Origin of the sequence: Streptomyces sp. NPDC020299, from assembly GCF_044387825.1 — a bacterium.
Classification (GTDB): domain Bacteria; phylum Actinomycetota; class Actinomycetes; order Streptomycetales; family Streptomycetaceae; genus Streptomyces.
Genome location: NZ_JBIRWL010000020.1, coordinates 64,009 through 90,273, shown reverse-complemented (window position 1 = coordinate 90,273; position 26,265 = coordinate 64,009). Strand labels below are relative to the sequence as shown.

Here is a 26,265-nt window from a genome sequence, read left to right as displayed (position 1 = left end):
CAGGGGAATCCGGTGCGAATCCGGAACTGTCCCGCAACGGTGTACTTGTGCATGTTCTGTGCACAGGAGTCAGTCCGAGGACCTGTCGACAGCGCGCCCGGCCGTCCGGCCCGGGTGCTTGACGTCCGGGCCTCGTGGAGTGGGCCGGTGGACGCGACGCCGTGCGCGCTCGTGTGCTGCCCCCTGCCCTCCGCCAGGCCCCCTGCCGAGCGAGGGAGTGCCCCACGTGACCATCGCGCCAGCCGACCCGGCTTCAGCCATCCCGGCGACCGAGGCGACCCCGGTGGAGTCCGACGGTCCCGGTGCCGCGCTGTTGCGGACCCTGACCGAGCTGACCGCCGACCTGCCCGACGCCGACCCCGGCCGGGTCGCCGCCGCCGCGTTGCGCGGCCGGTCCGCCCGTGCCGACGAGGCGGAACTGCGCGAACTGGCCACGGAGGCGGCCGCCGGCCTGATCTCCGAGGACCCGGCCTACTCGCGGCTGGCCGCCCGGCTGCTGACGATCAGCATCGCCGCGGAGGCCGCCTCCCAGGGCGTCACCTCGTTCACCGGGTCCGTGGCCGTCGGCCACCGCGAGGGCCTCATCGCCGACCGCACCGCCGACTTCGTACGGCTGCACGCGGCCCGCCTGGACGCGCTGATCGACACCGGCGCCGACGACCGCTTCGGCTACTTCGGCCTGCGCACCCTGCACAGCCGCTACCTCCTGCGGCACCCCCACACCCGCAAGGTCGTCGAGACGCCCCAGCACTTCCTGCTGCGGGTGGCCAGCGGCCTCGCCGAGGACGAGACGGCCCGCGCTGTCGACGAGGTCGCCGCGCTCTACGGCCTGATGAGCCGCCTCGACTACCTGCCCTCCTCCCCCACCCTGTTCAACTCCGGCACCCGGCACCCCCAGATGTCGTCCTGCTACCTCCTCGACTCCCCCAGGGACGAGCTGGACTCCATCTACGACCGCTACCACCAGGTCGCCCGGCTCTCCAAGCACGCCGGCGGCATCGGTCTGTCGTACAGCCGGATCCGTTCGCGCGGCTCCCTCATCCGCGGCACCAACGGGCACTCCAACGGCATCGTCCCGTTCCTGAAGACCCTCGACGCGTCGGTGGCGGCCGTGAACCAGGGCGGCCGGCGCAAGGGCGCCGCCGCGGTCTACCTGGAGACCTGGCACTCCGACATCGAGGAGTTCCTGGAGCTGCGCGACAACACCGGCGAGGACGCCCGCCGTACCCACAACCTCAACCTCGCGCACTGGATCCCGGACGAGTTCATGCGCCGCGTGAACGCCGACGGGCAGTGGTCCCTGTTCTCCCCGGCCGACGTGCCCGAGCTGGTCGACCTGTGGGGCGAGGAGTTCGACGCGGCGTACCGCAAGGCCGAGGCCGAGGGCCTCGCGAAGAAGACCATTCCGGCCCGTGATCTGTACGGCCGTATGATGCGCACGCTCGCGCAGACCGGCAACGGCTGGATGACCTTCAAGGACGCCGCCAACCGCACCGCCAACCAGACGGCCGAGCCGGGCCACGTCGTGCACTCCTCGAACCTGTGCACGGAGATCCTGGAGGTCACGGACGACGGGGAGACCGCGGTCTGCAACCTGGGTTCGGTCAACCTCGGCGCCTTCGTCGACACCGCGACCGGCGACATCGACTGGGAGCGGCTGGACGACACCGTCCGTACCGCCGTCACCTTCCTCGACCGCGTCGTCGACATCAACTTCTACCCGACCGAGCAGGCCGGCCGCTCCAACGCCAGGTGGCGCCCGGTCGGCCTCGGCGCGATGGGTCTGCAGGACGTCTTCTTCAAGCTGCGGCTGCCCTTCGACTCGCCGGAGGCGAAGGCACTGTCCACGCGTATCGCCGAGCGCGTCATGCTCGCCGCGTACGAGGCCTCCGCCGACCTCGCCGAGCGGGGCGGCCCGCTGCCCGCCTGGGAGAAGACCCGTACGGCCCGGGGTGTGCTGCACCCCGACCACTACGACGCCGAGCTGACCTGGCCGGAGCGCTGGGCGGCGCTGCGCGAGCGCGTCGCGACGACCGGCATGCGCAACTCGCTGCTGCTGGCCATCGCCCCCACCGCCACCATCGCCTCCATCGCCGGCGTCTACGAGTGCATCGAGCCGCAGGTCTCCAACCTGTTCAAGCGCGAGACGCTGTCCGGCGAGTTCCTCCAGGTGAACTCGTACCTGGTGAAGGAGCTCAAGGAGCTCGGCGTCTGGGACGCCCGCACCCGTGAGGCGCTGCGCGAAGCGAACGGCTCGGTGCAGGACTTCGCCTGGATCCCGGCCGACGTGCGGGCGCTGTACCGCACGGCCTGGGAGATCCCGCAGCGCGGCCTGATCGACATGGCCGCGGCCCGCACCCCGTTCCTGGACCAGTCCCAGTCCCTGAACCTGTTCCTGGAGACGCCGACCATCGGCAAGCTCTCCTCGATGTACGCGTACGCCTGGAAGCAGGGCCTGAAGACGACGTACTACCTGCGTTCCCGCCCGGCGACCCGCATCGCCCGCGCCGCCCGGGCCACCCTCCCCGTCCAGCAGGCCGCCGACCCCGACGCGGTCGCCTGCTCCCTGGAAAACCCTGAGTCCTGCGAGGCCTGCCAGTAATGCCCAACCAGAATTTGCTCGATCCCGGCTTCGAGCTGACGCTGCGCCCCATGCGCTACCCCGACTTCTACGAGCGCTACCGGGACGCCATCAAGAACACCTGGACCGTGGAGGAGGTCGACCTCCACTCGGACGTGGCCGACCTCGCGAAGCTGACTCCGGCGGAGCAGCACCTGATCGGCCGTCTGGTCGCGTTCTTCGCGACGGGCGACTCGATCGTGGCGAACAACCTGGTGCTGACCCTCTACAAGCACATCAACTCCCCCGAGGCGCGGCTGTACCTGAGCCGCCAGCTCTTCGAGGAGGCCGTGCACGTCCAGTTCTATCTGACGCTCCTGGACACCTACCTGCCCGACCCGGAGGACCGCGCCGCCGCCTTCGCGGCCGTGGAGAACATCCCGTCCATCCGTGAGAAGGCCGGGTTCTGCTTCAAGTGGATCAACGAGGTCGAGAAGCTGGACCGGCTGGAGACGATGGCGGACCGCCGCCGCTTCCTGCTCAACCTCATCTGCTTCGCCGCGTGCATCGAGGGCCTGTTCTTCTACGGCGCCTTCGCGTACGTCTACTGGTTCCGCAGCCGGGGTCTGCTGCACGGGCTGGCCACCGGCACCAACTGGGTGTTCCGCGACGAGACGATGCACATGTCCTTCGCCTTCGACGTCGTGGACACCGTCCGCAAGGAGGAGCCGGAGCTCTTCGACGACGAGCTCCGGCAGCAGGTCACCGGCATGCTGCGGGAGGCCGTCGAGGCCGAGCTGCAGTTCGCGCGCGACCTGTGCGGTGACGGCCTCCCGGGTATGAACACCGACTCGATGCGACAGTACCTGGAGTGCGTCGCCGACCAGCGTCTGACGCGCCTCGGCTTCGCCCCGGTGTACGGCTCCGAGAACCCCTTCTCCTTCATGGAGCTCCAGGGTGTTCAGGAGCTGACCAACTTCTTCGAGCGGCGTCCTTCGGCGTACCAGGTGGCGGTGGAGGGCACCGTCGACCTGGACGAGGACTTCTGATCCGCGGACTCCTCCCGTGCCTGCTGGGCCTCCCTGATCCGACGGTCGACGCGCCGGTCGTGCGCGATGCCGATCAGTGACGGGAGGGCCATCAGGACGAGGATCCCGAGGACGACGAGCATCGCGGTCAGGCCTTGTGTCTGTGCTGTAGTCATGACACCACTGTCGCGCCGGATACTGCTTACCGTGAGTGGCAGGACTGCCGTACACCTTCAAATTCCTGCCACTGCGGGGGCAGACTGGCAGCATGCTGAAGAACGTGGCGGCCGTGCTGCTGGACGGTGTGCATCCCTTCGAGCTCGGCGTGGTCTGCGAGGTGTTCGGCATCGACCGCAGCGACGAGGGGCTGCCGGTGTACGACTTCGCGGTGGTCTCGGCCGAGGGCCCGGCGCTGGGCACGCCCGTCGGCGGGCTGACCGTGTCCACGCCGTACGGTCTCGACCGGCTCGACCAGGCCGATCTGATCACGGTGCCGGCCGGTAACGAGTTCCACCACCGGGAGTACCCGCCCGCCCTCCTCGACGCCCTGGTGCGGGCCGTGGAGCGCGGGGCCCGGGTGCTGAGCGTGTGCTCCGGGGTGTTCGTGCTCGGTGCCGCCGGGCTGCTGGACGGGCGGCGCTGCGCGGTGCACTGGCACCACGCGGACGAGCTGACCCGGCAGTACCCGCGCGCGCTCGTCGAACCCGACGTGCTCTACGTCGACGCGGACCCGGTGATCACCTCGGCCGGCACCGCCGCCGGCATCGACGCCTGTCTGCACATCGTGCGCAAGGAGCAGGGCCCGGAGGTCGCCAACAAGATCGCCCGGCGCATGGTGGTGCCGCCGCACCGGGACGGCGGGCAGGCGCAGTACATCGAGCGGCCACTGCCGAAGAGCTCCTGCGACACCGTGGGCGAGGTGCTGGCGTGGATGGAGCAGCACCTCGACGAGGAGGTCACCGTGGAGCAGCTCGCGGCCCGCGCCCATATGGCCCCGCGCACCTTCGCCCGCCGCTTCCAGCAGGAGACGGGCACCACCCCCTACCGCTGGATCCTGCGCCAACGGGTGCTGCTGGCCCAGGAGTTGCTCGAGGGTACGGACGAGACGATGGACGCGATCGCCTGGCGGACCGGGTTCGGCACGGCGGCCGCGCTGCGCCACCAGTTCGTCCGGGCGCTGGGCACGACGCCGAACGCCTACCGGCGCGCGTTCCGGGGCCCTGAGGCCGCCTGAGCGCGCGCCGGTACCGGCAGGCGTCACACCGGGCGCGTCACCACCGCTCGGGCTTGAGCAGCAGCCGGTGCGGGCGGAGCGTGATGCCCACCCGGGTCGCGTCGCTCGACCCGCTGACCTGCTCGAAGCGGTACCTCGCGGACACCGCGGCGGTGATCAGGGTCAGCTGTGCCATGGAGAAGTGGTCGCTGGGGCACTTGCGGTTGCCGACACTGAAGGGGCTCATCGCGTGCTTGGGCACGTCCTTGGCCCGCTCCGGCAGCCAGCGGTCGGGGTCGAAGCCGAGGTGGTCCGGGTAGGAACGCGCGTCGCGCTGGATGGCGTACGGGCTGTAGACGATGTCCGCCCCCGCAGGAATGCGATAGCCGCCGAGCGCGGTGTCGGTCACCGCCCGGCGCGTCAATATCCATACGGCGGGACGCAAACGCAGGGCCTCGACGACGAGATTGTTCGTGTGGGTCAGCCGCCGCACGTCGTCGAATCCGACGGGCCGGCCGCCGGTCACGGATTCGACCTCGGTGCGCACCCTGGCGGCGTGTTCCGGGTGTTCGGCGAGGACCTGGAGGAGCCACATGATCGTGGAGGCGACTGTTTCGCTTCCGGGGGTGAGTATCGCCACCACCTGATCGTGGATCTCCTGTTCCCCGATGGGGTCGCCATTGTCGTCCTTCGCCTCCAGCAATGCCGTCAGCAAATCGTCCGGCCTTTGACCAGATGCCCGGCGTTCGGCGACGATCTCGTCGACCAGGAGATGCAAATCGGCCAGCGCCCGGTTGAATTCCCGGTTGGCCGGCAGCGGCAGCCGGTAGAGCGGTCCGAGCGGGACGACCATCCGGCGGTACATGCCCCTGAAGACGGTGGCGAGGGCGACGCACAGCCGCTCGGCCCGCTCGTCCATGTACTGGCCGCGCAGCAGACAGCGGGCCGCGATGCGCACGGCGACGCGGAAGGACTCCGAGGTGCAGTCGAGGGTCTCGCCGGGCCGCCAGCGCTCGGTCAGCGCGTGCGCCTCCTCCTCCATGACCGGCCCGTAGGCGGGGATCGCGTCGAGCCGGAAGGCGGGCTGGATGATGCGCCGCTGGCGGCGGTGCCGGGAGCCGTTGGCGGTGGCCACGCCCTCCTTGCCGAGCAGGCCCTCCAGGGACTCCCACAGCGGTCCGGCGATGATGTAGTCGGGGCTGAGCGCCAGCGCGCCGGTGAGCTCCGGCGTGGTGACGGCGTACACCGTCTTGGGGCCGAGCCTGAGGCGTACGACGTCACCGTCGTCGCGCAGCCGGGACATGAACGCCAGCGGGTCGCGGACCAGCTTCCAGCCGTGGCCCAGGCCCGGGACGGCGCCCCCGGCGAGGGGCGGTTCCCGCAGCTCCGGCGCGTCGGGCGTCAGGGGCTTCACGGATTCGACGGTCATTTCTCACCTGCCGCTTCGTTGTTGACGTACGGGGGCGTGGACCGGTCGTCCCAGCTGTCGACCATGTACCGGCCGGACTCGTGGTGGAACCAGTAGACGGAGCTGAACCAGTTCCGCATATTGCCGAGGCAGGCCCGTACGGCGGCGCCGAGTTCCTTTCCCGGCACCGTGCCGTCGTCGAGTCCGTCGGCGAACAGCAGCGCGGTCCGCTCCGCGACCAGGAATTCGTCGACGCATTCCTCGACGCGACGCCTGACTTCTCCGACCGCCTCTTCCAGGGTGAGTTCCTGGTGGGTGATCAGACTGATTCCGAGATTGTGCACCTCGTCGCCCGCTATTTCCTTCGGCAGCGAGCAGAGGTCGTTGTACCACGCGGCGAATTCCTGGCTCAGCAGGGCCGGGCGGCGGTATGCCGGGTGTTTCCGTACGGCGTCCGGGAGTTCGAGTCCCGCGCTCGGCTCCAGCAGGTCCGTCCAGATCGAGTGGGCGAATGTCAGGCGCCTGAGGGCGAGGTATTCCTCGACCTCGGGGACGTGTCCGTCGGTGCGGTTGCGGAACTCCCGGTCGTACGCCTCGATCACCGCGTGGAAGTGCCGGGCGAACCGTGCGTTCCAGGTGCCCGGCAGGAACGAGTACAGCCGCAGCACGCTCTCCGCGAAGCCTGCCACCAGGGGGTCCGGGTGGCGCAGCTGGTGCCTGGGTGAGTCGAGGGCCGTGTGCAGACGGAACCTGAGCCGCCGCCAGTCGCCCGCGCGGCCGTGGACGATGTCACGGTCGTGGCGGTCGTCCCAGACGAAGAACCACGCGCTGTAGTCGGCTATGGCCTGGAGCACCTCGTCGGGCGCGCCGAGGTAGTACCCGGCCATGAGGTCGGTGTAGCACAGTCCGTCGGCATATTCCTCCACCTTGTCCGCCGGCATGAGCCGTTTTTCGAGCAGCCACAGGCGGGTCTTCTCCTGAAGCTTTGGCCAATACGGGTGCAGGTTCCGGGGAAACGCGTCCTCGATCACCGGAAGGGCGAGCGACGGCGGAACCGCGACCGCCGCCGGTGTCGATGTGGTGCCGCGTGGGAAAGCATGCACGAACAAACCCCTCTCCGCCGCCAGTTACGCACGCCCCTCCCGCTGTGCCGGGCGTGCGCCGTTGCGTATCCCCGCACTTCCATTCAGCACCACAACTGACCACTCTGGGAACGGATTTGCCCCACCCATCACCCCAAGATGCCGGAAATCATGCGACGAACAAACGAACGACGCCCGGTCGGGACGGATCCTGACCGGGCGTCGTCGCTGCTCCCGTACGGTCCCCGCAGGCGCGGAGCGGGTACTCAGTCGTTGGCGACCACGGGGTAGCGTGGCTCGTTCTCGGCCATCTGCCGCAGCGCGTCCTTGCGTTCGCGCTTGGAGAGACGGTCGATGTAGAGGTAGCCGTACAGGTGGTCGGTCTCGTGCTGCAAACAGCGAGCGAAGTAGCCGGTGCCCCGCACCTTGACCGGGTTGCCCTTCTCGTCCTGCCCGGTGACCTCGGCGTAGTCGGGGCGCGCGAGCGGCGCGTACGCGGTCGGGACGGACAGGCAGCCCTCGTTGCTGTCGTCCAGCCGGCGCTTGTCGGCGGGCAGGTCGACGACCTTCGGGTTGCAGACCACGCCGACGTGCCGCACGCCCTCGTCGTCCTGGCAGTCGTAGACGAAGACCTTCAGGTCGACGCCGATCTGGTTGGCGGCCAGGCCCACGCCCTCGGCGGTGCGCTGGCTGGCGAACATGTCGGCGACCAGCTGTTCGAGCTCCGCGCCGAACTCGGTGACGTCCTTGCACTCCTTGTGCAGCACCGGGTTGCCGACGACCGTGATCGGCCGCGAGGTGCCGCGCTCGCGCCAGGCGGTCTCGCGCTCCTCACAGTCCTCCGTGTCGACGACGAAGCCCTCCTCGTCGACGGGGAGCACGCCCGCGTGCTGCTGATCGGTGTCCTGCTGGGCCATGACCGACGTACGCCTTCCTCGGAAAAACTGGGGTGCACACCACAGGTGTGGTGCTGATACAGAGTACGGCGAACGCTCAGCAGACCTCTTCCAGATCCCGCCAGTCACGCGAGTCCGGACTGTCCGCCACCCAGCCGTCCAGCAGCCCCCGCACCAGTGCGGCGGGCGCCGCGACGCCACACTCCCGCTCCGGCACCCACAGCTGCCCGTCGGTCCGGTGGCCCAGCGGGCCCGGGTGTCCCGGCTCGCTGTGGTCGTGGGGGTCCAGATGGACACCGTCGCCCTCGTCGGACGGCATCCGGGACTCGGAGCACATCCGGCACAGCAGCCGCACCGACGACGACCAGTCCTCCGCCGCGAAACCGGCGTCGGCGGCGAGCTGCTCCAGGGCGTCCCGGTCGGCCTCGGTGGCGGCCTCCAGGAGCACCACCCAGGTGGGCACCGGCGAGGGCGCCCACAGCTCGATCTCGTCGAAGACGGGGTAGGCGTGCCCGGCGGCCGTGGTCCGCTCGCCGTGCGGCACACCGTCGTGGAGCACTACCTCGCCCCAGCGCCGCCCGGACGAGGGAAGCGGAATCGACAGCACCTCGATCCGCGCCGGATCGAGCCTGCGGCCCCACACGACCTCGGCCTCGCCCTCCGGCGACAGCCGTACGGCCGCGCTGCCCAGGTCCATCCCCAGCGGCTCCCCGGAAGCGGTGGCCCCTCCCCCAGCCTTCGGCCGGGAGGTGCCCCCAGGCACCTTCAGCCCGTAGGCCTGCCAGGCCCGGCGGGCCAGCGGCCAGTCCTGGAGGGCGGTGGCGGCGATGCCCACGTTCCACCAGTCGGGCGCCCCGGTCTCCCGGTCGAGCAGCGCCACGGCCCTCAGGCCCGCCGCCCGCGCCTGTTCCCAGTCGTGCCGGAACTTGTGCAGCAGGGCGAGGTTGAACCAGGACTCCGACAGCCAGGGCTCCAGGTCGGCGGCGCGCGTCAGCAGCTCGCCCGCGTCCTCGTACCGGCCGTCCCCGATCAGCGTGAACGCCCGGTCGGTGGCCTGCCGCCAGGAGGCGGAGGGCCGGTGCCGTCCCTTGCCGAAGATCCTCACGATTCCCGCCTGCCAGTTCCAGTTCCGCACAGTGGGCTGGCTTGTGCCCCCGGACACCCTCTCCCTCGCATCCAACCACGTACGCAGGCCAGGGCGCTCATTACCCATGGGTTACCCAGCCCTCGGCACGGTCAGACAGGCTCCCGCCGCCCCGCTGCTGCCACAGCACCCGTGCGAGGGACTCCACGACCTCGGGCGCGTACTCTCCGGCAGTGCCGAGCCGCAGCTCCTCCAGCGCCTTCAGCGGCCCGCCGGGCCCGGCGTCCCGGGTCTTCTCCTCGTAGGCGTTCACGGCCCGGACGATCCGCGCGGCGAGCGGCTGCTCCGGACAGGGGTCGGCCTGCCGCTCCACGACCACGGCGACCGCCGAGTCCACCCCGGTCTGCCGGACGACGGCCCCGCCGAGCAGCGCGATGCGCCGCTGCTCCTCGGCGGGCAGCACCGCGGTGGCTCCGGCCGGCACCGGGTCGACGAGGCTGAGCTGGCCGATGTCGTGCATGAGGGCCGCGTACTCAAGGACGGTCAGCTCGGGCCGGGTCAGCCCCAGGTCGCGGCCGACGGCCCGGCTGAGCGCGGCGACCCGGTGGGCGTGCCCGGCCGGGGTGTAGCCGGCTATCTCGGTGGCCCGCGCGAGGGAGGCGATGGTCTGCCGGTAGGTGGCGCGCACGGCCGCGTACCGGCGCAGCGACTGCTGGGTGAGCAGCAGGGGCAGGCAGAAGACGGGCAGCGCCCACAGGCCCGCGACGGCGATGGCGAGCGCGATCACCGCGCCCGTCGCGCACACGGCGGACCCGATCCCGACGAGTCCCCGCAGCTCGTCCCTGAGGAGCGGGCCGAACGGCCAGCGGCTGCGGGAGTGCGCCAGCGCCGCGGCCAGCAGGGCGTCGCACAGCGCGGTGAGGGAGAGCAGCGCGATCAGCAGCAGCGCGTAGGCCGGTCCGCCCCAGTTCTCGAACACGCCCCGGTTGTAGAGGGGTTGGAAGCAGACGGCGGCGAAGCCGACGGTGAGGACGCGGCGGGCCAGATGGTCGAGGGTCGGGGTCCGCCCGCTCCAGATGTGCGGCACGCTGCCCAGCAGGGAGGCGGCGAGCACGACGGCGACGACCTGGGGCGCGTCGTGCCGGGTGGCGTGTCCCGCGTCCTGACCGAGCAGCGCGTACGCCAGCGCCCCGGCGGCGCCGATCGGTGCGGCCTCCCTGACCCGGGCGCCCGTCCACCGGCTGAGTTCACCGACCGTGACGAGGACGCCGAAGGCGAGGGCGGCACCGCGTTCGTCCAGGCCGCTCCAGAGGGTGTCGGCGAGGGCGGCGGTGGCGACGAGGGCGGCGGCGGCGTGGATGAGACGCAGCGCGGTCATCGCCGCGCTCCGGTCCGGCCCGCGACGGGTTCGGGTGGTGCCGTGGCGCACTCCGGCTCGTCGGCGGTGACCGCGGGACGCCAGCCGTGCCGTCCCAGGGCCCGGGCCAGCGCGGAGACCATCCGGGTGTCGAACTGCGTCCCCGCGCACCGCTGGAGCTCCTCCAGGGCGGCCGGTACGGGCCGGGCCCTGCGGTAGGACCGGGTGGAGGTCATCGCGTCGAAGGCGTCCGCGACGGCGACGACCCGGGCACACTCCGGGATCTGGCCGCCCACCAGCCCGTAGGGGTATCCGCCGCCGTCCATGCGCTCGTGGTGGTGCAGGATCGCCGCGCGCGCCTCGCCGAGGAAGGAGATGCCGCGCACCATCTCGTGCCCGTACTCGGGGTGCAGTTCGATGATCCGCCGCTCCTCGGGGGTGAGCGGTCCGTCCTTGCGGAGCAGCCGCGTGGGCACGCCGAGTTTGCCGACGTCGTGCAGGATCCCGGCGAAGCGCAGCACCTCGACCCGCTCGTCGTCCATGCCCAGTTCACGGGCGATCAGCACGGACGCCTGTCCGACGCGCTCGCTGTGCCCGCGGGTGTAGCCGTCCTTGATGTCGACGGCCTGCACCAGTGCGCGGATGGTCGCCTGGTGGGCGGCGCGCTCCCGGTGGTACTGGGCGAAGACCCACCAGGACACGCACATCGGCAGCAGTACGAGCAGCGCGGCGACCGGCCCGTACGGGCTGCGCCACAGCACGGCCATCATCAGCCCGGCCAGCCCGTGCACCCCGGTCGGCGCCAGGGACCGCCACAGCAGTCCCCGCCAGGCCCGGCGCGCCGGCACCCGGCCCTCGACGGCGAGCATCCCGCCGTCGAGGGCCGCCAGCACCAGGCAGAACGCCGGCACGGCGGCCACGGCGGGCAGCAGGGCGTACGGGAAGTCGGAGGCGACGACCGCGGCCTGGCCGCCCAGCGCCCAGTGCACCTGGGCCGCGCCCCACACGGCGAGCGCCAGCCGGGCGGCCCGCCAGATCCGCCGCGCGGTCGCGGGACGCCGCCCCACGCGGGACAGCAACGCGCCCGGCAGCGGTACGAGCGCGGCGGCGGCCGGGGGCAGCAGGAACGCCCCGGCGAGCAGGACGGGGTAGACGGGGTGGAACGTGCCCGGGAAACGCCGCCGCACGACGTGCTCGCAGGCCGTGTACAGCGCGGCGAGCAGGGCGACGGCCCACCAGGGGGTGTGGAGTGCCGGCAGCGGCAGCGGCGGCAGCAGCAGACAGAGCGGCGCGAGCAGGGCGACACCGGCCACATAGCCGCGTACCCGTGCCGGAACCGCCTCCATGACCCCTCCCCCGACCATGCCCTTCCAGGCGTTCGGAGCCTAGGGCGGTAGTCGGGGGGTACGGGGGCCTATGACCAGAGGATTAGCACGTTCGGGTGATGACCCGAGGGTAGGGACCGGGTCGGAACCGGGTCAGGACTCCTGGGGCGTGACCGGGGCGGCCGTCACGTCGTGCTGGGGAACGGCCTGCCCGGAGCGGATCAGGTCGAGCCGCCCCAGGACCTTGGCGCGCAGGTCGGTCGGCACGTCGTCATGCCCGCAGCACCGCTTGACCAGCTTCTTCACGGCCTCTTCCAGGCCGTACTTCTCCAGGCACGGCGAGCACTCCTGGAAGTGCTGCTTGAACTTGTCGCGATCGACGTCCGGCATCTCACTGTCGAGGAACTCGTACAGATGGTCCAGGACCTCACTGCAGTCCGTCTCGTGCGGCTCTCCGCAGCTCATGAGCCCGAGCCTTTCGCTTCGTTCGACTCCCCGGCGCCGGCCGGGACCAGCCCACGCTCGCGGGCGTAGTCCTCGAGCATGCCGCGCAGTTGACGGCGGCCCCGGTGCAGCCGGGACATCACCGTACCGATGGGTGTCCCCATGATGTCCGCGATCTCCTTGTACGCAAAGCCCTCGACGTCCGCGAGATAGACGGCGATGCGGAATTCCTCGGGGATCGCCTGCAGCGCTTCCTTCACGTCCGAGTCGGGCAGATGGTCGAGCGCCTGCGACTCGGCGGAGCGCAGACCGGTCGACATGTGCGACTCGGCACGGGCGAGCTGCCAGTCCTCGATCTCCTCGGCCGCGCTGCGCTGGGGCTCGCGCTGCTTCTTGCGGTACGAGTTGATGAAGGTGTTGGTGAGGATCCGGTACAGCCACGCCTTGAGGTTGGTGCCCTCGCGGAACTGGTGGAAGGACGCGTACGCCTTGGCGTACGTCTCCTGCACCAGGTCCTCGGCGTCGGCCGGGTTGCGCGTCATGCGCAGGGCGGCCGAATACATCTGGTCGAGGAATTCCAGCGCGTCCCGTTCGAAGCGCGCGCTGCGCTCCACGGTCGACTCCGCGCCGGCGCCCTGGCCCTCGGGCAGCTCCGCCTGGCCGTTGTCGGTCCCTGCGTCTGTCCCAGTGACCGGACCCACCTCCTCAAGATCGTGCGTGAGGCCGAAACCGGTCCCACTCGATTCGGAGGATAGACGACGACCGGTGCCTGCCGCCGCTCGAATAGGAGCGGTCCTGGCCGCGTGCAGCACTGTCCAGTCCAGGTCAGTACGGCTGCTGCGGCTCGGGCAGATGGTCGAACCCATGCGGCGGACTTCCTCTCCTACGACATCCGTGCTGGTGGTTCAGCACTTCCGTCCGCCACAACAGTGCCGCGGTGCCCCGCATTCCCGGCGGTCAGCCGAGTGACGCGGTCCACTGGACGACCGCGTCACTGATGACCTCGAGTGCCCGCTCCTGGGTGATCTCCGCGCGTTTGGGCACGGCGAAGCCGTGATCGCCGTACGGCACCTCGACGAGGTCCGTCCCGTCCGGGAACTCCTCCGGCCTCCCGAACGGATCGTTGCCGCCCTGCACGACGAGCGTCGGCACCCCGGCGCCCAGCAGTTCGCCCGCGCGGGACTTCTCGGGCCTGCCCGGCGGGTGCAGGGGGAAACTGAGCGCGAGAACAGCGTGCGCCCCCAGCTCTCCGGCCGTACGGCAGGCGACCCGCGCCCCCGCACTCCGCCCGCCGGAGACCACCGGCAGCCCCTGCTTGCCGAGCACCGGCCAGACCCCGCGCCACCCGGCATCCAGCGTCCTGGGCGCGGGCGCCACCTTCTTCCCGGCCACCCGCCACGGCTGCTCGACCAGCGCCACGCTCACCCCGTGCCCCGGCAGCACCCCGGCGAGCACCTGCAGATCCCGCGCCTCGATCCCACCACCGGCCCCATGACCGACGGCCAGCACAAGCCTCGGCTTCCTGGCCGGGTGCCAGGTGATACGGGCGGCCCCGGCATCGGTGTCGACGATCTCGGTACGGGTCACGATCTCCACACCCGCCAGCCTAGCTGCGGGCAGTCGTGCCGCTGGGGCGGCACGGGTGGGCGGAGGGGGTCCCCCCGCTCGAGCGAAGCCGAGAGTGGGGGAGGCACCCCGTAACGCCGGGCTGCGCGACCCCCGCCCCAGCGCCAACCCCGCGCACCCCCGAACCCCGCTCAGAACAGCGTGCCCACCTCCGGCCCCTCCAGCTCCTTCAACAGGTCGGCACCGTTGTTGCGCACATTACTGACGGCAGTCGAAACGGGATACGCCCGCATGAGCCCCGCAGGAGGCGGCACCAGCAGCGACCGCAGATCCTCGACATCGGTACGCGACGGGTCCAGCCACGCGTCCCACCGATCCGCCGTGAGCATCAGCGGCATCCGGGGATGAATCTCCGCCAGCGAACGCGGCCCCTCCGGGGGCGCGACGGCCAGCGGCGTCTGCTCCGCCTCCGTGGTGATCACCGAGCACGTCACCCACCAGGCCCGCGGGTGATCGTCCGGCAGCGTCCGGTCCCGCCAGAACTCGTACAGCCCGGCCATCGCGAAGACCGACCCGTCGGCGGGCAGCACGAAGTACGGCTGCTTGCGCGGCCGCTTCTTCTTCCCCTCGACCTCCAGGTCCCGCTCCTGTGTGCCGGTGACCCACTCGTAGTAGCCGTCGGCGGGCACGATGCAGCGCCGGGCGGCGAAGGCGCGGCGGTAGGACGGCTTCTCGTGCACGGTCTCCGCCCGCGCGTTGATCATCCGCGCGCCGCCCTCGGGCGACTTGGCCCAGGAGGGGACCAGCCCCCACTTGAGCTTGCGCAGCTGGCGAACCGGGCGCGGGGTCTCGGCGTCCTTCACAGGACGGTCCAGGACCGCGTAGACCTCCTTGGTCGGAGCCACGTTGTAATCCGGCTCCAGGGTCTCCTCGGGCTCCCACTTCTCGACTTCAAAGATTCCCGCGAGATCCTCGGGCCTACGACTCGCCGCATACCGTCCGCACATACGTGCCACACTGCCAGACTCCGCACAGCAAGAGGGAGCAACCACCGAACATGGAGAGCACCGCCGCCACCGCGCTGCCCGACGTCTGGGACCGTCTCATGGGGACCCAGCCGGACCCCGATCTGTGGGTGGTGCTCGCCACCCTGGGCGCGGCGCTCGCGGTGGTCGTCCCGCACACCGTGTGGCGTGTCTCCCGCAACGCGATCACCATCGCCCACGAGGGCGGCCACGGACTCGTCGCGCTGCTCACCGGCCGGCAGCTCACCGGCATACGGCTGCACTCCGACACCAGCGGCCTCACCGTCAGCCGCGGCAAGCCGTACGGCATCGGCATGATCCTCACCGCCGCCTCCGGTTACACCGCTCCCCCGCTCCTGGGCCTGGGCGGCGCCGCCCTGCTGGCCGCCGGGCGGATCACGCTGCTGCTGTGGCTGGCGACCGCGCTCCTGGTGGTGATGCTGGTGATGATCCGCAACGCGTACGGCGTGCTGACGGTGGTCCTGACGGGCGGCGCCTTCCTCCTGGTCTCGTGGCTGGCCGGACCCCAGGTGCAGGCCGCGTTCGCCTACGCGGTGGTGTGGTTCCTGCTCTTCGGAGGGGTCCGCCCGGCGTTCGAGCTCCAGGCGAAGCGGGCGCGCGGCGGCGCGGGCGACTCCGACGCCGACCAGCTGTCCCGGCTCACGCACGTCCCGGCGGGTCTGTGGCTGTTCCTGTTCCATGTGGTGTCGTTGTGCTCGCTGATCGGTGGCGGCCGCTGGCTGCTGGAGGTCTGAGGCTCACGCGACCAGCCCCGACGGGCCCGCTGCCGCGCAACACCCCGGACCGTCCCCCACTAAAGTGGGCCCCATGGCCCCGAACGACGCACACACCGCCCTCTGGCCCGCCCCGCACGCGAGCGGAGCCGTCGACGCGACGGTCCACGTGCCCGGGTCCAAGTCGGTCACCAACCGCGCCCTGGTGCTCGCCGCCCTCGCCTCCGAGCCCGGCTGGCTGCGCCGCCCGCTGCGCTCCCGCGACACGCTCCTGATGGCCGGCGCCCTGCGTGCGATGGGCGTGGAGATCGAGGAAGGGGTGGGCCCGGACGGCACGGGCGAGGCCTGGCGCGTGCTCCCGACGGGCCTGCACGGCCCGGCCACGGTCGACGTCGGCAACGCCGGCACCGTCATGCGCTTCCTGCCGCCCGTGGCCGCGCTGGCCGACGGTCCCGTCCGCTTCGACGGCGATCCCAGGTCGTACGAGCGTCCCCTGAACGGCGTGATCGACGCGCTGCGCGTGCTCGGCGCCCGGATCGACGACGACGGCCGGGGCGCGCTGCCGCTGACCGTGCACGGCGGCGGCGCGCTGGACGGCGGCCCGGTGTCGGTCGACGCCTCGTCCTCGTCCCAGTTCGTCTCGGCGCTGCTGCTGTCCGGCCCCCGGTTCAACCAGGGCGTCGAGGTCCGCCACACCGGCGCGACGCTGCCCTCCATGCCGCACATCCGGATGACGGTCGACATGCTGCGTGCCGTTGGCGCCCAGGTGGACACCCCGGAGTCGGGCGGCGAGCCGAACGTCTGGCGGGTGACCCCGGGCGCGCTGCTCGGCCGTGACCTGACCGTCGAGCCGGACCTGTCCAACGCCCAGCCTTTCCTGGCGGCGGCGCTGGTCACCGGCGGCAAGGTGCTGATCCCGGACTGGCCGGCCAGGACCACCCAGCCGGGTGACCGGCTGCGCGAGATCTTCACCGAGATGGGCGGTTCCTGCGAGCTGACCGAGTACGGCCTGGTCTTCACCGGCTCCGGCTCGGTGCACGGCATCGACGTGGACCTGGGCGACGTCGGCGAGCTGACCCCGGGCATCGCCGCGGTCGCCGCGCTCGCGGACTCCCCCTCGACGCTGCGGGGCGTGGCCCATCTGCGGCTGCACGAGACGGACCGGCTGGCCGCGCTGACCAAGGAGATCAACGAGCTGGGCGGTGACGTCACCGAGACGGCCGACGGCCTGCACATCCGGCCGCGCCCGCTGCACGGCGGCACCTTCCACACGTACGAGGACCACCGCATGGCGACGGCCGGTGCGATCATCGGCCTGGCGGTGGACGGCGTGCGGATCGAGAACGTGGCGACCACGGCGAAGACCCTGCCCGACTTTCCCGAGCTGTGGACCGGGATGCTCGGGAGCGAGCGGGCGTAGGGGAGTCACCGCCATGCGCCGCTACGGCAAGCACACCGACGAGGACGACATCCGCAGCCGCCCCAACCGCAAGGGCAACCGACCCCGCACCCACATCCGGCCCAAGCACGAGGACGCGGCCGAAGGCATGGTCCTCACCGTCGACCGGGGCCGTCTGACCTGCCTCGTCGATGGCCGTACCATCATGGCGATGAAGGCCCGCGAGCTGGGCCGCAAGGCCGCCGTGGTGGGCGACCGCGTGGCACTCGTCGGTGACCTCTCCGGGAAGAAGGACACGCTCGCCCGGATCGTGCGCATCGAGGAGCGCGCCTCGGTCCTGCGCCGCACGGCGGACGACGACGACCCGTTCGAGCGGGTGGTCGTCGCCAACGCCGACCAGCTGGCCATCGTCACGGCCCTGGCCGACCCCGAGCCGCGCCCGCGTCTGATCGACCGCTGCCTGGTCGCGGCCTACGACGGCGGCCTCGAGCCCCTGCTGGTGATGACCAAGTCGGACCTGGCACCGCCGGACAAGCTGCTGGAGCTGTACGGCGCCCTGGACATCCCGTACGTCGTCACCAGCCGCGAGGAGCTGGCGGACGGCGGCGCGGCCGATCGGGTGCGGGAGCAGCTGGACGGCCGGATCACGGCCTTCGTCGGCCACTCGGGCGTCGGCAAGACGACCCTCGTCAACGCGCTGGTCCCCGAGGACCGCCGCCGCACGACGGGCCATGTGAACGCGGTGACGGGCCGCGGCCGTCACACCACGACATCGGCCCTCGCCCTGCCCCTGGCGGCCGAGGGGGGCTGGGTGATCGACACCCCGGGGGTACGGTCCTTCGGTCTCGCTCACATCGACCCCTCCCGCGTCATCCACGCCTTCCCGGACCTCGAACCCGGCACGGAGGGCTGCCCGCGCGCGTGCAGCCACGACGAGCCGGACTGCGCGCTGGACGCCTGGGTGGCCGACGGCCACGCCGACCCGGCACGGCTGTACTCGCTGCGCAGGCTGCTGGCCACCCGTGAGCGCACGGAAGGCGACTGACGGCCGCGTTGTTTGGAGGGACCCGAGTCCGGTAAGTGCATAATCGCACCGAGCCGGACCAACGGGAGGACAGCACATGGCGTGGCTGCTGGTCATCGTGGCCGGAATGCTCGAGACCGGCTTCGCCGTGTGCCTCAAGCTCTCCCACGGTTTCACCCGGCTGTGGCCGACGATCGCCTTCTGCTGCTTCGCCCTCGGCAGCTTCGGCCTGCTCACCCTCTCCCTGAAGAAGCTGGACGTGGGCCCGGCCTACGCGGTGTGGACCGGCATCGGCGCGGCGGGCACCGCGATCTACGGCATGGTCTTCCTCGGAGACCTGGTCTCCACCCTGAAGATCGTCTCCATCAGCCTGGTCATCGTCGGCGTGATCGGCCTGCAACTGTCGGGGTCGGCGCGCTAGTACCGGCCACCCGGCCTTACCCCGGAGGTAATCGCCGGGCACGGGCCCTCGTCGCTACGTTCGGCACGCCCTCCCGCGGGGGGGGGCGTGCACGAGCGAGCGAAGGAGCGTGCCGTGGCCGCCTATGGCTTCGCGCATCTGCGCGACCGTCGTCATCACCCGGACGTGCTGGAGTACTTGGAGCGCATCCAGGACACCCTCGACCCCTTCCACGGGCGTTTCGTCATCCACGGCCCGCCGGCCGAGGTGGTGGAGGGCGACTGGCGGGGCAGCATGGTGCTGATCGAGTTCCCCGGGCTGGCCGAGGCGCGCGCCTGGTACGCCTCCCCCGCCTACCAGGCGATCCTCCGGCTGCGGACCGACCACATCGTGGGCGACCTGCTGCTGATCGAGGGCGTCGGCCCGGACTACGACCCCCGGCAACGGGCCGAGAAGCTGCGGGCCGAAGCCGCCTAGAGGACCTCCCGTACCCGTGGGAAGTGGCAGGCCACCCCGTCTCCGTCGCCATCTCCGCCGCCGTCTCCGTCTCTGTCCACGTCCGCGTCCAGCACCGGCACATCGTGGGCGCACCGCTTCCGCTCCTCCTCCGCGAGCTTCGCGTACAGCGGGCAGCGGGTCCGGAACCGGCAGCCGTCGTGGCGGCGGGTGGGGCTCGGCGGGTCGCCGGCGAGCAGGATCCGCGTCCGCCGCCGCTCCCGCTCCGGGTCGGGCAGGGGTACCGCGGACAGCAGAGCCTGGGTGTAGGGGTGCCGGGGGCGGGCGAAGACCTCGTCGACCGGGCCAGCCTCGACCGTGCGGCCGAGGTAGACCACGCTGACGCGGTCCGCGATGTTCCGGACGACGGACAGGTCGTGGGAGACGAAGAGGTAGGCCAGCCCCAGTTCCTCCTTCAACTGCTGGAGCAACTCCAGCACCCCGGCCTGGACCGAGACGTCGAGGGCGGAGACCGGCTCGTCCAGGACGAGCAGTTCCGGCTCGACGGACAGGGCGCGGGCGATGCCGACGCGCTGGCGCTGGCCGCCGGAGAACTCGTGCGGGAAGCGGTCCGCGCGCGCCGGGTCGAGGCCCACCCGGGCGAGCAGTTCGGGCACCCGGCGGGCGATCGTGGCCCGGTCGGCGCCCTGGGTGCGCAGCGGCTCGGCGACGATGTCCCCGACGGTCAGCCGCGGGTCGAGGGAGGCCATCGGGTCCTGGAAGACGATCTGGATCCGCCGCCGCAACGCCTTGACCTGGGCCTTGGTGAGCGTGCCGAGGCGCTGCCCGAACAGCTCGACGGATCCGCCTTCCGGAGCGGCCAGTTCGAGCAGTTCGAAGAGGGTGGTCGACTTCCCGGACCCGGACTCGCCGACCAGGGCGAGGGTCTCGCCGCGCCGGACGTCGAGGTCGACGCCGTCGACGGCGTACACCGTGCCGACGCGGCGTTTGAAGGCGGTGCCCTTGAGGACGGGGAAGGTGCGGGTCAGCCCGCGCACCCGCACCACCGGCTCCCCGGTGGCCCGTTGCGTCCGGCGCGGGGTGTCGAGGCGCGGGACGGCCGCCAGGAGGCGCTGGGTGTACGGCTCCTTCGGGTGCCGGAAGACCTCCACCGCGGTGCCCGACTCGACGACCCGGCCCTCCTGCATGACGGCGACCCGGTCGGCCGTCCGGGCGATCACCCCGAGGTCGTGGCTGACCAGCAGCACTGCGGCGCCGGTCTCGCGCTGGGCGGTGCGCAGGACGTCGAGGACCTGGGCCTGGATGGTGACGTCCAGGGCGGTGGTCGGTTCGTCCGCCAGGATCAGGTCGGGTGCGTTGGCCATCGCCATGGCGATCATGGCGCGCTGACGCATGCCGCCGGAGAACTCGTGCGGGAACGCCCTGGCCCGCAGGGCGGGTTCGGGGATGCCTACGAGGTCGAGCAGTTCGACGGCCCGGGTGGACGCCTGCTCCCGGGAGACGTCCTGGTGGGCGCGGACGGCCTCGGCGATCTGGTCGCCGATCCGGTACACGGGCGTGAACGCGGACAGCGGGTCCTGGAAGACCATCGAGACCCGGCGGCCCCGGATCCGGGTCAGCGCCCGCTCGGGTGCGCCGAGGAGTTCGGTGCCGTCGAGCCGTACGGACCCGCGTACCGACGCGTTGCCCGGCAGCAGCCCGAGGAGGGCGAGCGCGGTCGCGGACTTGCCGGAGCCGGACTCGCCGACCAGACCGAGGACCTGGCCGCGTTCGAGGGCGAGGTTCACCGAGCGGACCGCGGGTCTGCCGTCGAAGTCGACGTCCAGACCTGTCACTTCCAGCAACGGGCTCACCTGGAGGCCCCCTTCGAGGTGGGGTCCAGGGCGTCCCGCAGCCCGTCGCCCACCAGGTTCACGGCCAGCACGAACACGACCAGCAGCCCGGCCGCGAAGAAGAACATCCACGGGTACGTCACCGCCGCGCCCGTCCCCGAGGCGATGAGCGTGCCCAGGGACACGTCGGGCGGCTGCACGCCGAAGCCGAAGTAGGACAGCGCGGTCTCGCTCATCACCGCGCCGCCGACCTGAATGGTGGCGTCGATGATGAGGAAGGAGGCGACGTTGGGCAGCACGTGCCGCCAGATGATCCGGAAGGGCCCCACGCCCATGTACCGCGCCGCCCGCACGAACTCGCGCTCCTTGAGCGAGAGCGTCATCGACCGCACCACCCGGGCGGTGATCATCCACCCGAACACGGCGAGCAGTCCGACGAAGGCGAACCAGCCCCCCGAACGCAGCCGGGGCGAGACGATCGCGATGATCAGGAAGGACGGGAAGACCAGCAGCAGGTCGACGAAGAACATCAGCAGCCGGTCGGTCCAGCCGCCGAAATAGCCCGCCGAGGCCCCGACCAGCGAGGCGAGCCCCGTGGACAGCACGGCCACGAGCAACCCGATGACCAGTGACTTCTGAAGCCCGCGCACGGTCTGCGCGAACACGTCCTGACCGATCCGGTTGGTACCCCACCAGTGGTCCGCGCCGGGCGCGGCGCGCAGAGCCGTGTAGTCGATGTGACTGTACGACCACGGGGTGACGTACGGCCCGGCGAAGGCCAGCAGGAAGAGCAGCACGAGGACGACGGCGCCGGCGAGGGCGGTGCGGTTGCGGACGAAGCGACGCAGCACGACACCGGCGCGGCCGGCGGGCGCGGGGGCTTCGGTGACGTCGACGGCGTCGGGGATCGTGGCGGTCATGACGCCTGCCTGATGCGCGGATCGAGGGCGGCGTGCAGGAGGTCGGCGAGGAAGCCGGAGGCCAGCACGGTGACGGCGGCGAAGATGTTGACGGCGACGACCGAGTTGACGTCGTTCTTCCCGATCGAGGCCACGAACCACTCGCCCATGCCGTGCCAGCCGAAGATCGTCTCGGTGAAGGTGGCGCCGGTGAACAGCGCGAGGAAGCCGTAGGAGAAGTAGGTCGACATGGGGATGAGGGCCGTACGCAGCCCGTGCCTGAGCAGCACCGCGCGTCGCCCGAGCCCCTTGGCCCGCGCGGTGCGCAGATAGTCCGAGCCGAGCACGTCGAGCATGGTGTTGCGCTGGTAGCGGCTGTATCCCGCGACGGTGAAGAGGGCGACGGAGAAGGTGGGCAGCAGCAGGTGCACGGCCCGGTCCTCCAGCACCGCCCAGAAGCCGCCGTCGAGCCCGGGGCTCTTCTCCCCGGTGAACTGGATGAGTTCGGTCCCGGTGGTCTGGTTGAACCAGATCGCGCCGGTCTTCAGCAGGATCGCCAGCAGGAACACGGGGGTCGACAGCAGCGCGAAGGACGCCACGGTGACCGCCCGGTCGCTGAAGCGGTACTGCCGTACGGCCGTCCAGGCTCCGGCGAGCACGCCCGCCACCGTCCCGAGGACCGTTCCGGCGAGCAGCAGCCGCAGGCTGACCCCGATGCGGCGGCCGAACTCGGCGTTGACGGAGGTTCCGTCGATGGTCTCACCGAGGTCGCCGCGTACGGCGTGCCCGGCCCAGCCGAGGAAGCGGCGCGGGAGCGGTTCGTGGTCGTTGACGCCCAGAGCCGTCAGGTGGTGGTCCACCGAGGCCGGCGACAGGGGTGGCTGGCGGCCCTCGTAGTAGGCACGGGGGTCGAGCGCCAGGGACGCCAGTACGTAGGACAGGCACACGGCGACCAGTAACAGGGCCGCGTAGTAGCCGAGGCGTTTGACCAGGTAGGAGGGCACAGGACAGATGCTCCAGTCCTCCTGTTGCCACAATATGAAGAGAACATGTCAGCTACCCCGGAGCGCCTCCCGGCGGTCGTGGCGCGTTCTACGTTCGGCGCATCCATCGTCGCCCCCGAAGGACACCGACATGCGCCACACTCCCGCCGCCGCCTGGGTCGCCGCCACCGCGGCCACCGCACTGCTGGTGACCGGCTGCGGCTCCTCCGACGACGGCACCCCGTCGAAGAAGGCCGCCGCGCCCAAGGCCGACGGGCAGGACATCAACGCCCATCCGCTGAGCGACATCAGACAGGGAGGTCAGCTGAAGGTTCCGATCACCCAGTGGATCACGCAGTACAACTACAACACCGTCGACGGAGCGCAGGGCGACGCCCAGGAGATCGCCTCGGATGTCCTGCCCGATCTGTTCGACTACGACGCCAAGGGCGCCGCGCACGCGAATCCGAACTTCCTCGTCTCCGCGAAGGTCACCTCGACCAGCCCCCAGACCGTCGAGTACGAACTGAACCCCAAGGCCGAGTGGTCCGACGGCAAGGCGCTGAGCTGGCAGGACTTCCAGGCCCAGTGGAAGGCCCTGAACGGCACCGACAAGGCGTACGAGGCCGCCGACACCTCGGGCTACGACCAGATATCCAAGGTGGAACAGGGCCGGGGCGCGCACGGGGTCAGGATCACCTTCAAGAAGCCGTACGCGGACTGGCAGCGGCTGTTCGACCCGCTGTACCCGGCGGCCTACATCGACACTCCGGAGAAGTTCAACAAGGGCTGGTCCGAGAAGGTGCCGGTCACCGGGAACGCCTTCAAGGTCGGCACGTACGACAAGACCGCGCAGACGATCACGATCGTCCCCGACTCCAAGTGGTGGGGCACCAGGCCCAGGCTGGACGCGATCGTCTACCGCGTCCTCGACTTCACCGCTTACACGGACGCCTACCTCAACAAGGAGATCGACCTGGCGACCGCGCTCCTGCCCGAGGACTACAAACGGCTGGTCAAGGCGTCGGACACCGACATCCGGCGGGGCGCGCGCTGGGACGAGGTGCACATCACGCTCAACGGCGGCCACGGCCCGCTGAAGGACCTCCGGGTCCGCCAGGCCATCCAGCACGCCATCGACCGCGAGGGCATCGACGCGGCCTTCGCCAAGGACCTCTCCTTCGAGCTGAAGCCGCTCAACAACCACTTCTTCATGCCCAACCAGCAGGGCTACAAGGACAATTCGGGCGGGTACGCGGCGTACGACCTGTCCGCGGCCAAGAAACTGCTGGACGAGGCCGGCTGGAAGGACAGCGGCGGGGACGGGCCGCGCACCAAGGGCGGCAAGCAGCTGGCCCTCGACTACGTGCTCAGCTCGGGCAGCAGCACCGCCCAGATCGACCAGGCGGAACTGGTGCAGCAGCAGCTCGCGCAGGCGGGCGTGAAGCTGAACCTGAAGAAGGTTCCGGCGAACGACTACTTCAACAAGTTCGTCAACACGGGCAACTTCGACCTGACCAGCTTCCGCAACGTCGACGCCGTCTTCCTGAGCATGCTGACCCCGGTCTTCCTGGAGCCCCAGGGCAAGAACCTCTTCCAGAACTTCGGCTCGGTCGGCTCCTCGAAGATCGACGCCCTGCTGAAGCAGGCCGGGGCGACCACCGACCGCACCACGGCGATCCGGCTGTACAACGAGGCCGACGCGGAGATCTGGAAGCTCGGCCACTCCATCGAGCTCTACCAGCGCCCGCAGATCGTCGCCGTCCGCAAGGGCCTCGCCAACTACGGAGCGGAGGGCCTCGCGAGCGTCGACTACACGAAGGTCGGCTGGCTCAAGAAGTAGTCGGCTGGCTCAAGGAGTAACCGCCGCCCCTCACACCGCCTGCCGCGGGAGGACCGCCCGCACCAGCTCCCCCACCCCGCCCTCCCCCGGCGGAGCCGCCACGCAGGACAGGGCCAGCCGTACGGCCAGTTCGCAGGACCTGACGAGCTCGGCGGTGTCCGCCGGGGCCGCGCCGGGGCCGGCCAGCACCGCGACCGCCCGGTCGCGCACGATCTGCACGAAGTCGCCGGGCGAGGGCAGCGGGCCGTCCGCCCGGCGCTGCGCCGGTACGGCGGAGGAGGACGGCACGGCGGACAGCGTCGGCGCGGGCAGGCGTTCGCTCCAGCAGCCCGTGAGCATGGCCCGCACCAGCGCGTTGTCCCGGGCGGTCGACGTCATCCACTCGGCGGTGGCGGTGAGCCGGTCGCCCGGGTCGGTGTGCGCGGCGAGCGCCCGCTCCACCCCGGCGACGTACCCGTCGGCCTCTCTCCGTACCAGTGCTCTGGCCAGCCCTTCCTTGCTGCCGAACTCGTTGTACAGCGTCTGCCGGGACACTCCGGCCGCCGCGGCCACGTCCACCATCCGCACGGCGGACCACGGCCGACGCGCAAGCGCCGTGTAGGCGGCGTCCAGTAGGGATTCCCGCGCTGCAGGCATCATCGCCTCCCTCGGGCGAGCGGCTCTGCGCCCAGATTTGACGCGCAGACAGGCACTGTCAAGGGTTCACGAAGGCACTGGGGGGCGCCTTCGAACCGCCGCGCGCGTGCCGCCGGCCCCCTCCGCACCCCGGCCCGGCACACCCCCTTACCTCATGTCCCCCCGCCCCCCCGGTAGCCCCACCCCGAGTCACCCGGATACGGTTCCTGCATGCCCGACTACCTCGACGACCTCCGCCTCGCCCACGTCCTCGCGGACGCGGCCGACGCCGCGACGACGGCTCGCTTCAAGGCCCTCGACCTCAAGGTGGAGACCAAGCCGGACATGACCCCGGTGAGCGAGGCGGACAGGGCCGCCGAGGAGCTCATCCGCGGCCACCTACAGCGCGCCCGCCCCAGGGACGCGATCCTCGGCGAGGAGTACGGCATCGAGGGCACCGGCCCCCGCCGCTGGGTGATCGACCCGATCGACGGCACCAAGAACTATGTCCGCGGTGTCCCCGTCTGGGCCACCCTCATCTCCCTGATGGAGGCGGCGGAGGGCGGCTACCAGCCCGTCGTCGGCCTCGTCTCCGCCCCTGCCCTCGGCCGCCGCTGGTGGGCCGCGAAGGGCCACGGCGCCTTCACCGGCCGCAACCTGACCTCCGCCACCCGCCTGCGTGTCTCCAGCGTGTCGAAGCTCGCCGACGCCTCCTTCGCGTACTCCTCGCTCACTGGCTGGGAGGAGCGGGGCAGCCTGAACGGCTTCCTCGACCTCACCCGCGAGGTCTGGCGCACGCGCGCGTACGGCGACTTCTGGCCCTACATGATGGTCGCCGAGGGCTCGGTCGACCTCTGCGCCGAGCCCGAGCTGTCCCTGTGGGACATGGCCGCCAACGCGATCATCGTCACCGAGGCCGGCGGCACCTTCACCGGCCTCGACGGCCGCCCGGGCCCGCACAGCGGCAACGCGGCCGCGTCGAACGGCCTGCTGCACGACGAGTTGCTGGGGTATCTCAACCAGCGCTACTGAGCAGCACGGGGTGATCACGCACGCCCTCAACTGGCTGCGCGCGCCCTCTTGTTGACCCGC

At 71.2% G+C, this 26,265-nt stretch carries 25 protein-coding genes and 1 riboswitch; of the genes, 10 read left to right on the top strand and 15 right to left on the bottom strand.

What is annotated here, in order from left to right; translation table 11 throughout:
- Positions 1-3: 3 nt before the first annotated feature.
- A riboswitch (cobalamin riboswitch) is annotated at positions 4-83 on the top strand.
- A 143-nt stretch (positions 84-226) separates the two neighbouring features.
- Positions 227-2,602, top strand: a complete 2,376-nt coding sequence (locus ACH45E_RS37540; protein ID WP_361449969.1) for a ribonucleoside-diphosphate reductase subunit alpha — start codon at positions 227-229, stop codon at positions 2,600-2,602.
- Positions 2,602-3,609 carry a ribonucleotide-diphosphate reductase subunit beta gene (locus ACH45E_RS37535; RefSeq protein WP_361449966.1) on the top strand — a complete coding sequence of 336 codons (1,008 nt, stop codon included), beginning with the start codon at positions 2,602-2,604 and terminating at the stop codon, positions 3,607-3,609. The genes ACH45E_RS37540 and ACH45E_RS37535 overlap by 1 nt, the downstream gene beginning before the upstream one ends.
- Here ACH45E_RS37535 and ACH45E_RS37530 read toward each other — a convergent pair.
- Entirely contained in the window at positions 3,522-3,764 is a 243-nt protein-coding gene (locus tag ACH45E_RS37530) for a hypothetical protein (protein ID WP_361449963.1), read from the bottom strand. The two genes, ACH45E_RS37535 and ACH45E_RS37530, sit on opposite strands and share 88 nt — an antisense overlap.
- 92 nt (positions 3,765-3,856) lie before the next feature.
- On the opposite strand from ACH45E_RS37530, the gene ACH45E_RS37525 reads away from it, so the two are divergent.
- Positions 3,857-4,822: a helix-turn-helix domain-containing protein gene (locus ACH45E_RS37525; protein ID WP_361449960.1), complete on the top strand. Its 966-nt coding sequence runs from the start codon at positions 3,857-3,859 to the stop codon at positions 4,820-4,822.
- A 37-nt stretch (positions 4,823-4,859) separates the two neighbouring features.
- Here ACH45E_RS37525 and ACH45E_RS37520 read toward each other — a convergent pair whose 3' ends face one another.
- The 10 genes from ACH45E_RS37520 to ACH45E_RS37475 all read right to left on the bottom strand — a co-directional run bounded on the left by ACH45E_RS37520 (position 4,860) and on the right by ACH45E_RS37475 (position 14,970).
- Positions 4,860-6,230: a cytochrome P450 gene (locus tag ACH45E_RS37520; RefSeq protein WP_361449957.1), complete on the bottom strand. Its 1,371-nt coding sequence runs from the start codon at positions 6,228-6,230 to the stop codon at positions 4,860-4,862.
- Positions 6,227-7,312, bottom strand: a complete 1,086-nt coding sequence (cyc1, locus tag ACH45E_RS37515; RefSeq protein WP_361449954.1) for an epi-isozizaene synthase — start codon at positions 7,310-7,312, stop codon at positions 6,227-6,229. The genes ACH45E_RS37520 and cyc1 overlap by 4 nt, the downstream gene beginning before the upstream one ends.
- Positions 7,313-7,557: 245 nt before the next feature.
- Positions 7,558-8,208, bottom strand: coding sequence for a peptide deformylase (gene def / locus ACH45E_RS37510; RefSeq protein WP_361449951.1), 651 nt, complete (start codon positions 8,206-8,208; stop codon positions 7,558-7,560).
- A 76-nt stretch (positions 8,209-8,284) separates the two neighbouring features.
- Positions 8,285-9,292 (bottom strand): hypothetical protein, encoded by a 1,008-nt coding sequence (locus tag ACH45E_RS37505; protein WP_361449948.1) that lies wholly within the window; start codon positions 9,290-9,292, stop codon positions 8,285-8,287.
- 100 nt (positions 9,293-9,392) lie between these two features.
- On the bottom strand, positions 9,393-10,649 hold the full coding sequence (locus ACH45E_RS37500; RefSeq protein ID WP_361449945.1) for an HD domain-containing protein: 1,257 nt from the start codon (positions 10,647-10,649) through the stop codon (positions 9,393-9,395).
- Complete coding sequence (locus ACH45E_RS37495; protein ID WP_361449942.1) at positions 10,646-11,974, bottom strand: HD-GYP domain-containing protein; 1,329 nt, start codon at positions 11,972-11,974, stop codon at positions 10,646-10,648. The genes ACH45E_RS37500 and ACH45E_RS37495 overlap by 4 nt, the downstream gene beginning before the upstream one ends.
- Positions 11,975-12,106: 132 nt before the next feature.
- Entirely contained in the window at positions 12,107-12,418 is a 312-nt protein-coding gene (rsrA, locus tag ACH45E_RS37490; RefSeq protein WP_361449939.1) for a mycothiol system anti-sigma-R factor, read from the bottom strand.
- Positions 12,415-13,098: an RNA polymerase sigma factor SigR gene (sigR, locus tag ACH45E_RS37485; protein ID WP_207927702.1), complete on the bottom strand. Its 684-nt coding sequence runs from the start codon at positions 13,096-13,098 to the stop codon at positions 12,415-12,417. The genes rsrA and sigR overlap by 4 nt, the downstream gene beginning before the upstream one ends.
- A 256-nt stretch (positions 13,099-13,354) precedes the next feature.
- Positions 13,355-14,002 carry an alpha/beta family hydrolase gene (locus tag ACH45E_RS37480; protein WP_399042400.1) on the bottom strand — a complete coding sequence of 216 codons (648 nt, stop codon included), beginning with the start codon at positions 14,000-14,002 and terminating at the stop codon, positions 13,355-13,357.
- A gap of 152 nt (positions 14,003-14,154) precedes the next feature.
- On the bottom strand, positions 14,155-14,970 hold the full coding sequence (locus tag ACH45E_RS37475) for an SOS response-associated peptidase (protein ID WP_361449936.1): 816 nt from the start codon (positions 14,968-14,970) through the stop codon (positions 14,155-14,157).
- Between the two features lie 50 nt (positions 14,971-15,020).
- On the opposite strand from ACH45E_RS37475, the gene ACH45E_RS37470 reads away from it, so the two are divergent.
- The 5 genes from ACH45E_RS37470 (at position 15,021) to ACH45E_RS37450 (ending at position 19,022) form a co-directional block, all read left to right on the top strand.
- A complete protein-coding gene (locus ACH45E_RS37470; protein ID WP_361449933.1) occupies positions 15,021-15,743 on the top strand; it encodes a M50 family metallopeptidase in 723 nt (240 codons plus the stop codon).
- Positions 15,744-15,816: 73 nt separating this feature from the next.
- Positions 15,817-17,142 (top strand): 3-phosphoshikimate 1-carboxyvinyltransferase, encoded by a 1,326-nt coding sequence (gene aroA, locus ACH45E_RS37465; RefSeq protein WP_361449930.1) that lies wholly within the window; start codon positions 15,817-15,819, stop codon positions 17,140-17,142.
- A 13-nt stretch (positions 17,143-17,155) separates the two neighbouring features.
- The gene (gene rsgA / locus ACH45E_RS37460; RefSeq protein ID WP_361449927.1) at positions 17,156-18,166 is read left to right on the top strand and encodes a ribosome small subunit-dependent GTPase A; all 1,011 of its coding nucleotides are present in this window, start codon (positions 17,156-17,158) and stop codon (positions 18,164-18,166) included.
- Positions 18,167-18,242: 76 nt separating this feature from the next.
- Positions 18,243-18,566: a multidrug efflux SMR transporter gene (locus ACH45E_RS37455; protein ID WP_361449924.1), complete on the top strand. Its 324-nt coding sequence runs from the start codon at positions 18,243-18,245 to the stop codon at positions 18,564-18,566.
- Between the two features lie 114 nt (positions 18,567-18,680).
- A complete protein-coding gene (locus ACH45E_RS37450) occupies positions 18,681-19,022 on the top strand; it encodes a DUF1330 domain-containing protein (protein WP_361449921.1) in 342 nt (113 codons plus the stop codon).
- Here the strand turns inward: ACH45E_RS37450 and ACH45E_RS37445 are convergent.
- The 3 genes from ACH45E_RS37445 to ACH45E_RS37435 are packed head-to-tail and all read right to left on the bottom strand — an operon-like array spanning position 19,019 to position 22,736.
- Positions 19,019-20,854 carry an ABC transporter ATP-binding protein gene (locus ACH45E_RS37445; protein WP_361449918.1) on the bottom strand — a complete coding sequence of 612 codons (1,836 nt, stop codon included), beginning with the start codon at positions 20,852-20,854 and terminating at the stop codon, positions 19,019-19,021. The genes ACH45E_RS37450 and ACH45E_RS37445 overlap by 4 nt on opposite strands.
- Entirely contained in the window at positions 20,851-21,753 is a 903-nt protein-coding gene (locus tag ACH45E_RS37440; RefSeq protein WP_361449916.1) for an ABC transporter permease, read from the bottom strand. The genes ACH45E_RS37445 and ACH45E_RS37440 overlap by 4 nt, the downstream gene beginning before the upstream one ends.
- Positions 21,750-22,736: an ABC transporter permease gene (locus ACH45E_RS37435; protein WP_361449913.1), complete on the bottom strand. Its 987-nt coding sequence runs from the start codon at positions 22,734-22,736 to the stop codon at positions 21,750-21,752. Before ACH45E_RS37435 ends, ACH45E_RS37440 begins: the two co-directional genes overlap by 4 nt.
- Positions 22,737-22,866: 130 nt before the next feature.
- Between ACH45E_RS37435 and ACH45E_RS37430 the strand changes: the two genes are divergently transcribed.
- Positions 22,867-24,558: an ABC transporter family substrate-binding protein gene (locus ACH45E_RS37430; protein ID WP_361449911.1), complete on the top strand. Its 1,692-nt coding sequence runs from the start codon at positions 22,867-22,869 to the stop codon at positions 24,556-24,558.
- A gap of 30 nt (positions 24,559-24,588) precedes the next feature.
- Here ACH45E_RS37430 and ACH45E_RS37425 read toward each other — a convergent pair whose 3' ends face one another.
- Complete coding sequence (locus tag ACH45E_RS37425; protein ID WP_361450264.1) at positions 24,589-25,194, bottom strand: TetR/AcrR family transcriptional regulator; 606 nt, start codon at positions 25,192-25,194, stop codon at positions 24,589-24,591.
- 210 nt (positions 25,195-25,404) lie between these two features.
- Between ACH45E_RS37425 and hisN the strand changes: the two genes are divergently transcribed.
- Complete coding sequence (gene hisN / locus ACH45E_RS37420; RefSeq protein ID WP_361449908.1) at positions 25,405-26,205, top strand: histidinol-phosphatase; 801 nt, start codon at positions 25,405-25,407, stop codon at positions 26,203-26,205.
- Positions 26,206-26,265: the final 60 nt, after the last annotated feature.

Coding starts and splice junctions, on each gene's coding strand:
- ACH45E_RS37535 (WP_361449966.1), top strand. CDS start 2,602: ATGCCCAACCAGAATTTGCTCGATCCCGGCTTCGAGCTGACGCTGCGC.
- ACH45E_RS37530 (WP_361449963.1), bottom strand. CDS start 3,764: ATGACTACAGCACAGACACAAGGCCTGACCGCGATGCTCGTCGTCCTC.
- ACH45E_RS37525 (WP_361449960.1), top strand. CDS start 3,857: ATGCTGAAGAACGTGGCGGCCGTGCTGCTGGACGGTGTGCATCCCTTC.
- ACH45E_RS37520 (WP_361449957.1), bottom strand. CDS start 6,230: ATGACCGTCGAATCCGTGAAGCCCCTGACGCCCGACGCGCCGGAGCTG.
- def (WP_361449951.1), bottom strand. CDS start 8,208: ATGGCCCAGCAGGACACCGATCAGCAGCACGCGGGCGTGCTCCCCGTC.
- ACH45E_RS37500 (WP_361449945.1), bottom strand. CDS start 10,649: ATGACCGCGCTGCGTCTCATCCACGCCGCCGCCGCCCTCGTCGCCACC.
- ACH45E_RS37495 (WP_361449942.1), bottom strand. CDS start 11,974: ATGGAGGCGGTTCCGGCACGGGTACGCGGCTATGTGGCCGGTGTCGCC.
- rsrA (WP_361449939.1), bottom strand. CDS start 12,418: ATGAGCTGCGGAGAGCCGCACGAGACGGACTGCAGTGAGGTCCTGGAC.
- ACH45E_RS37475 (WP_361449936.1), bottom strand. CDS start 14,970: ATGTGCGGACGGTATGCGGCGAGTCGTAGGCCCGAGGATCTCGCGGGA.
- ACH45E_RS37470 (WP_361449933.1), top strand. CDS start 15,021: ATGGAGAGCACCGCCGCCACCGCGCTGCCCGACGTCTGGGACCGTCTC.
- aroA (WP_361449930.1), top strand. CDS start 15,817: ATGGCCCCGAACGACGCACACACCGCCCTCTGGCCCGCCCCGCACGCG.
- rsgA (WP_361449927.1), top strand. CDS start 17,156: ATGCGCCGCTACGGCAAGCACACCGACGAGGACGACATCCGCAGCCGC.
- ACH45E_RS37455 (WP_361449924.1), top strand. CDS start 18,243: ATGGCGTGGCTGCTGGTCATCGTGGCCGGAATGCTCGAGACCGGCTTC.
- ACH45E_RS37440 (WP_361449916.1), bottom strand. CDS start 21,753: ATGACCGCCACGATCCCCGACGCCGTCGACGTCACCGAAGCCCCCGCG.
- ACH45E_RS37430 (WP_361449911.1), top strand. CDS start 22,867: ATGCGCCACACTCCCGCCGCCGCCTGGGTCGCCGCCACCGCGGCCACC.
- ACH45E_RS37425 (WP_361450264.1), bottom strand. CDS start 25,194: ATGCCTGCAGCGCGGGAATCCCTACTGGACGCCGCCTACACGGCGCTT.
- hisN (WP_361449908.1), top strand. CDS start 25,405: ATGCCCGACTACCTCGACGACCTCCGCCTCGCCCACGTCCTCGCGGAC.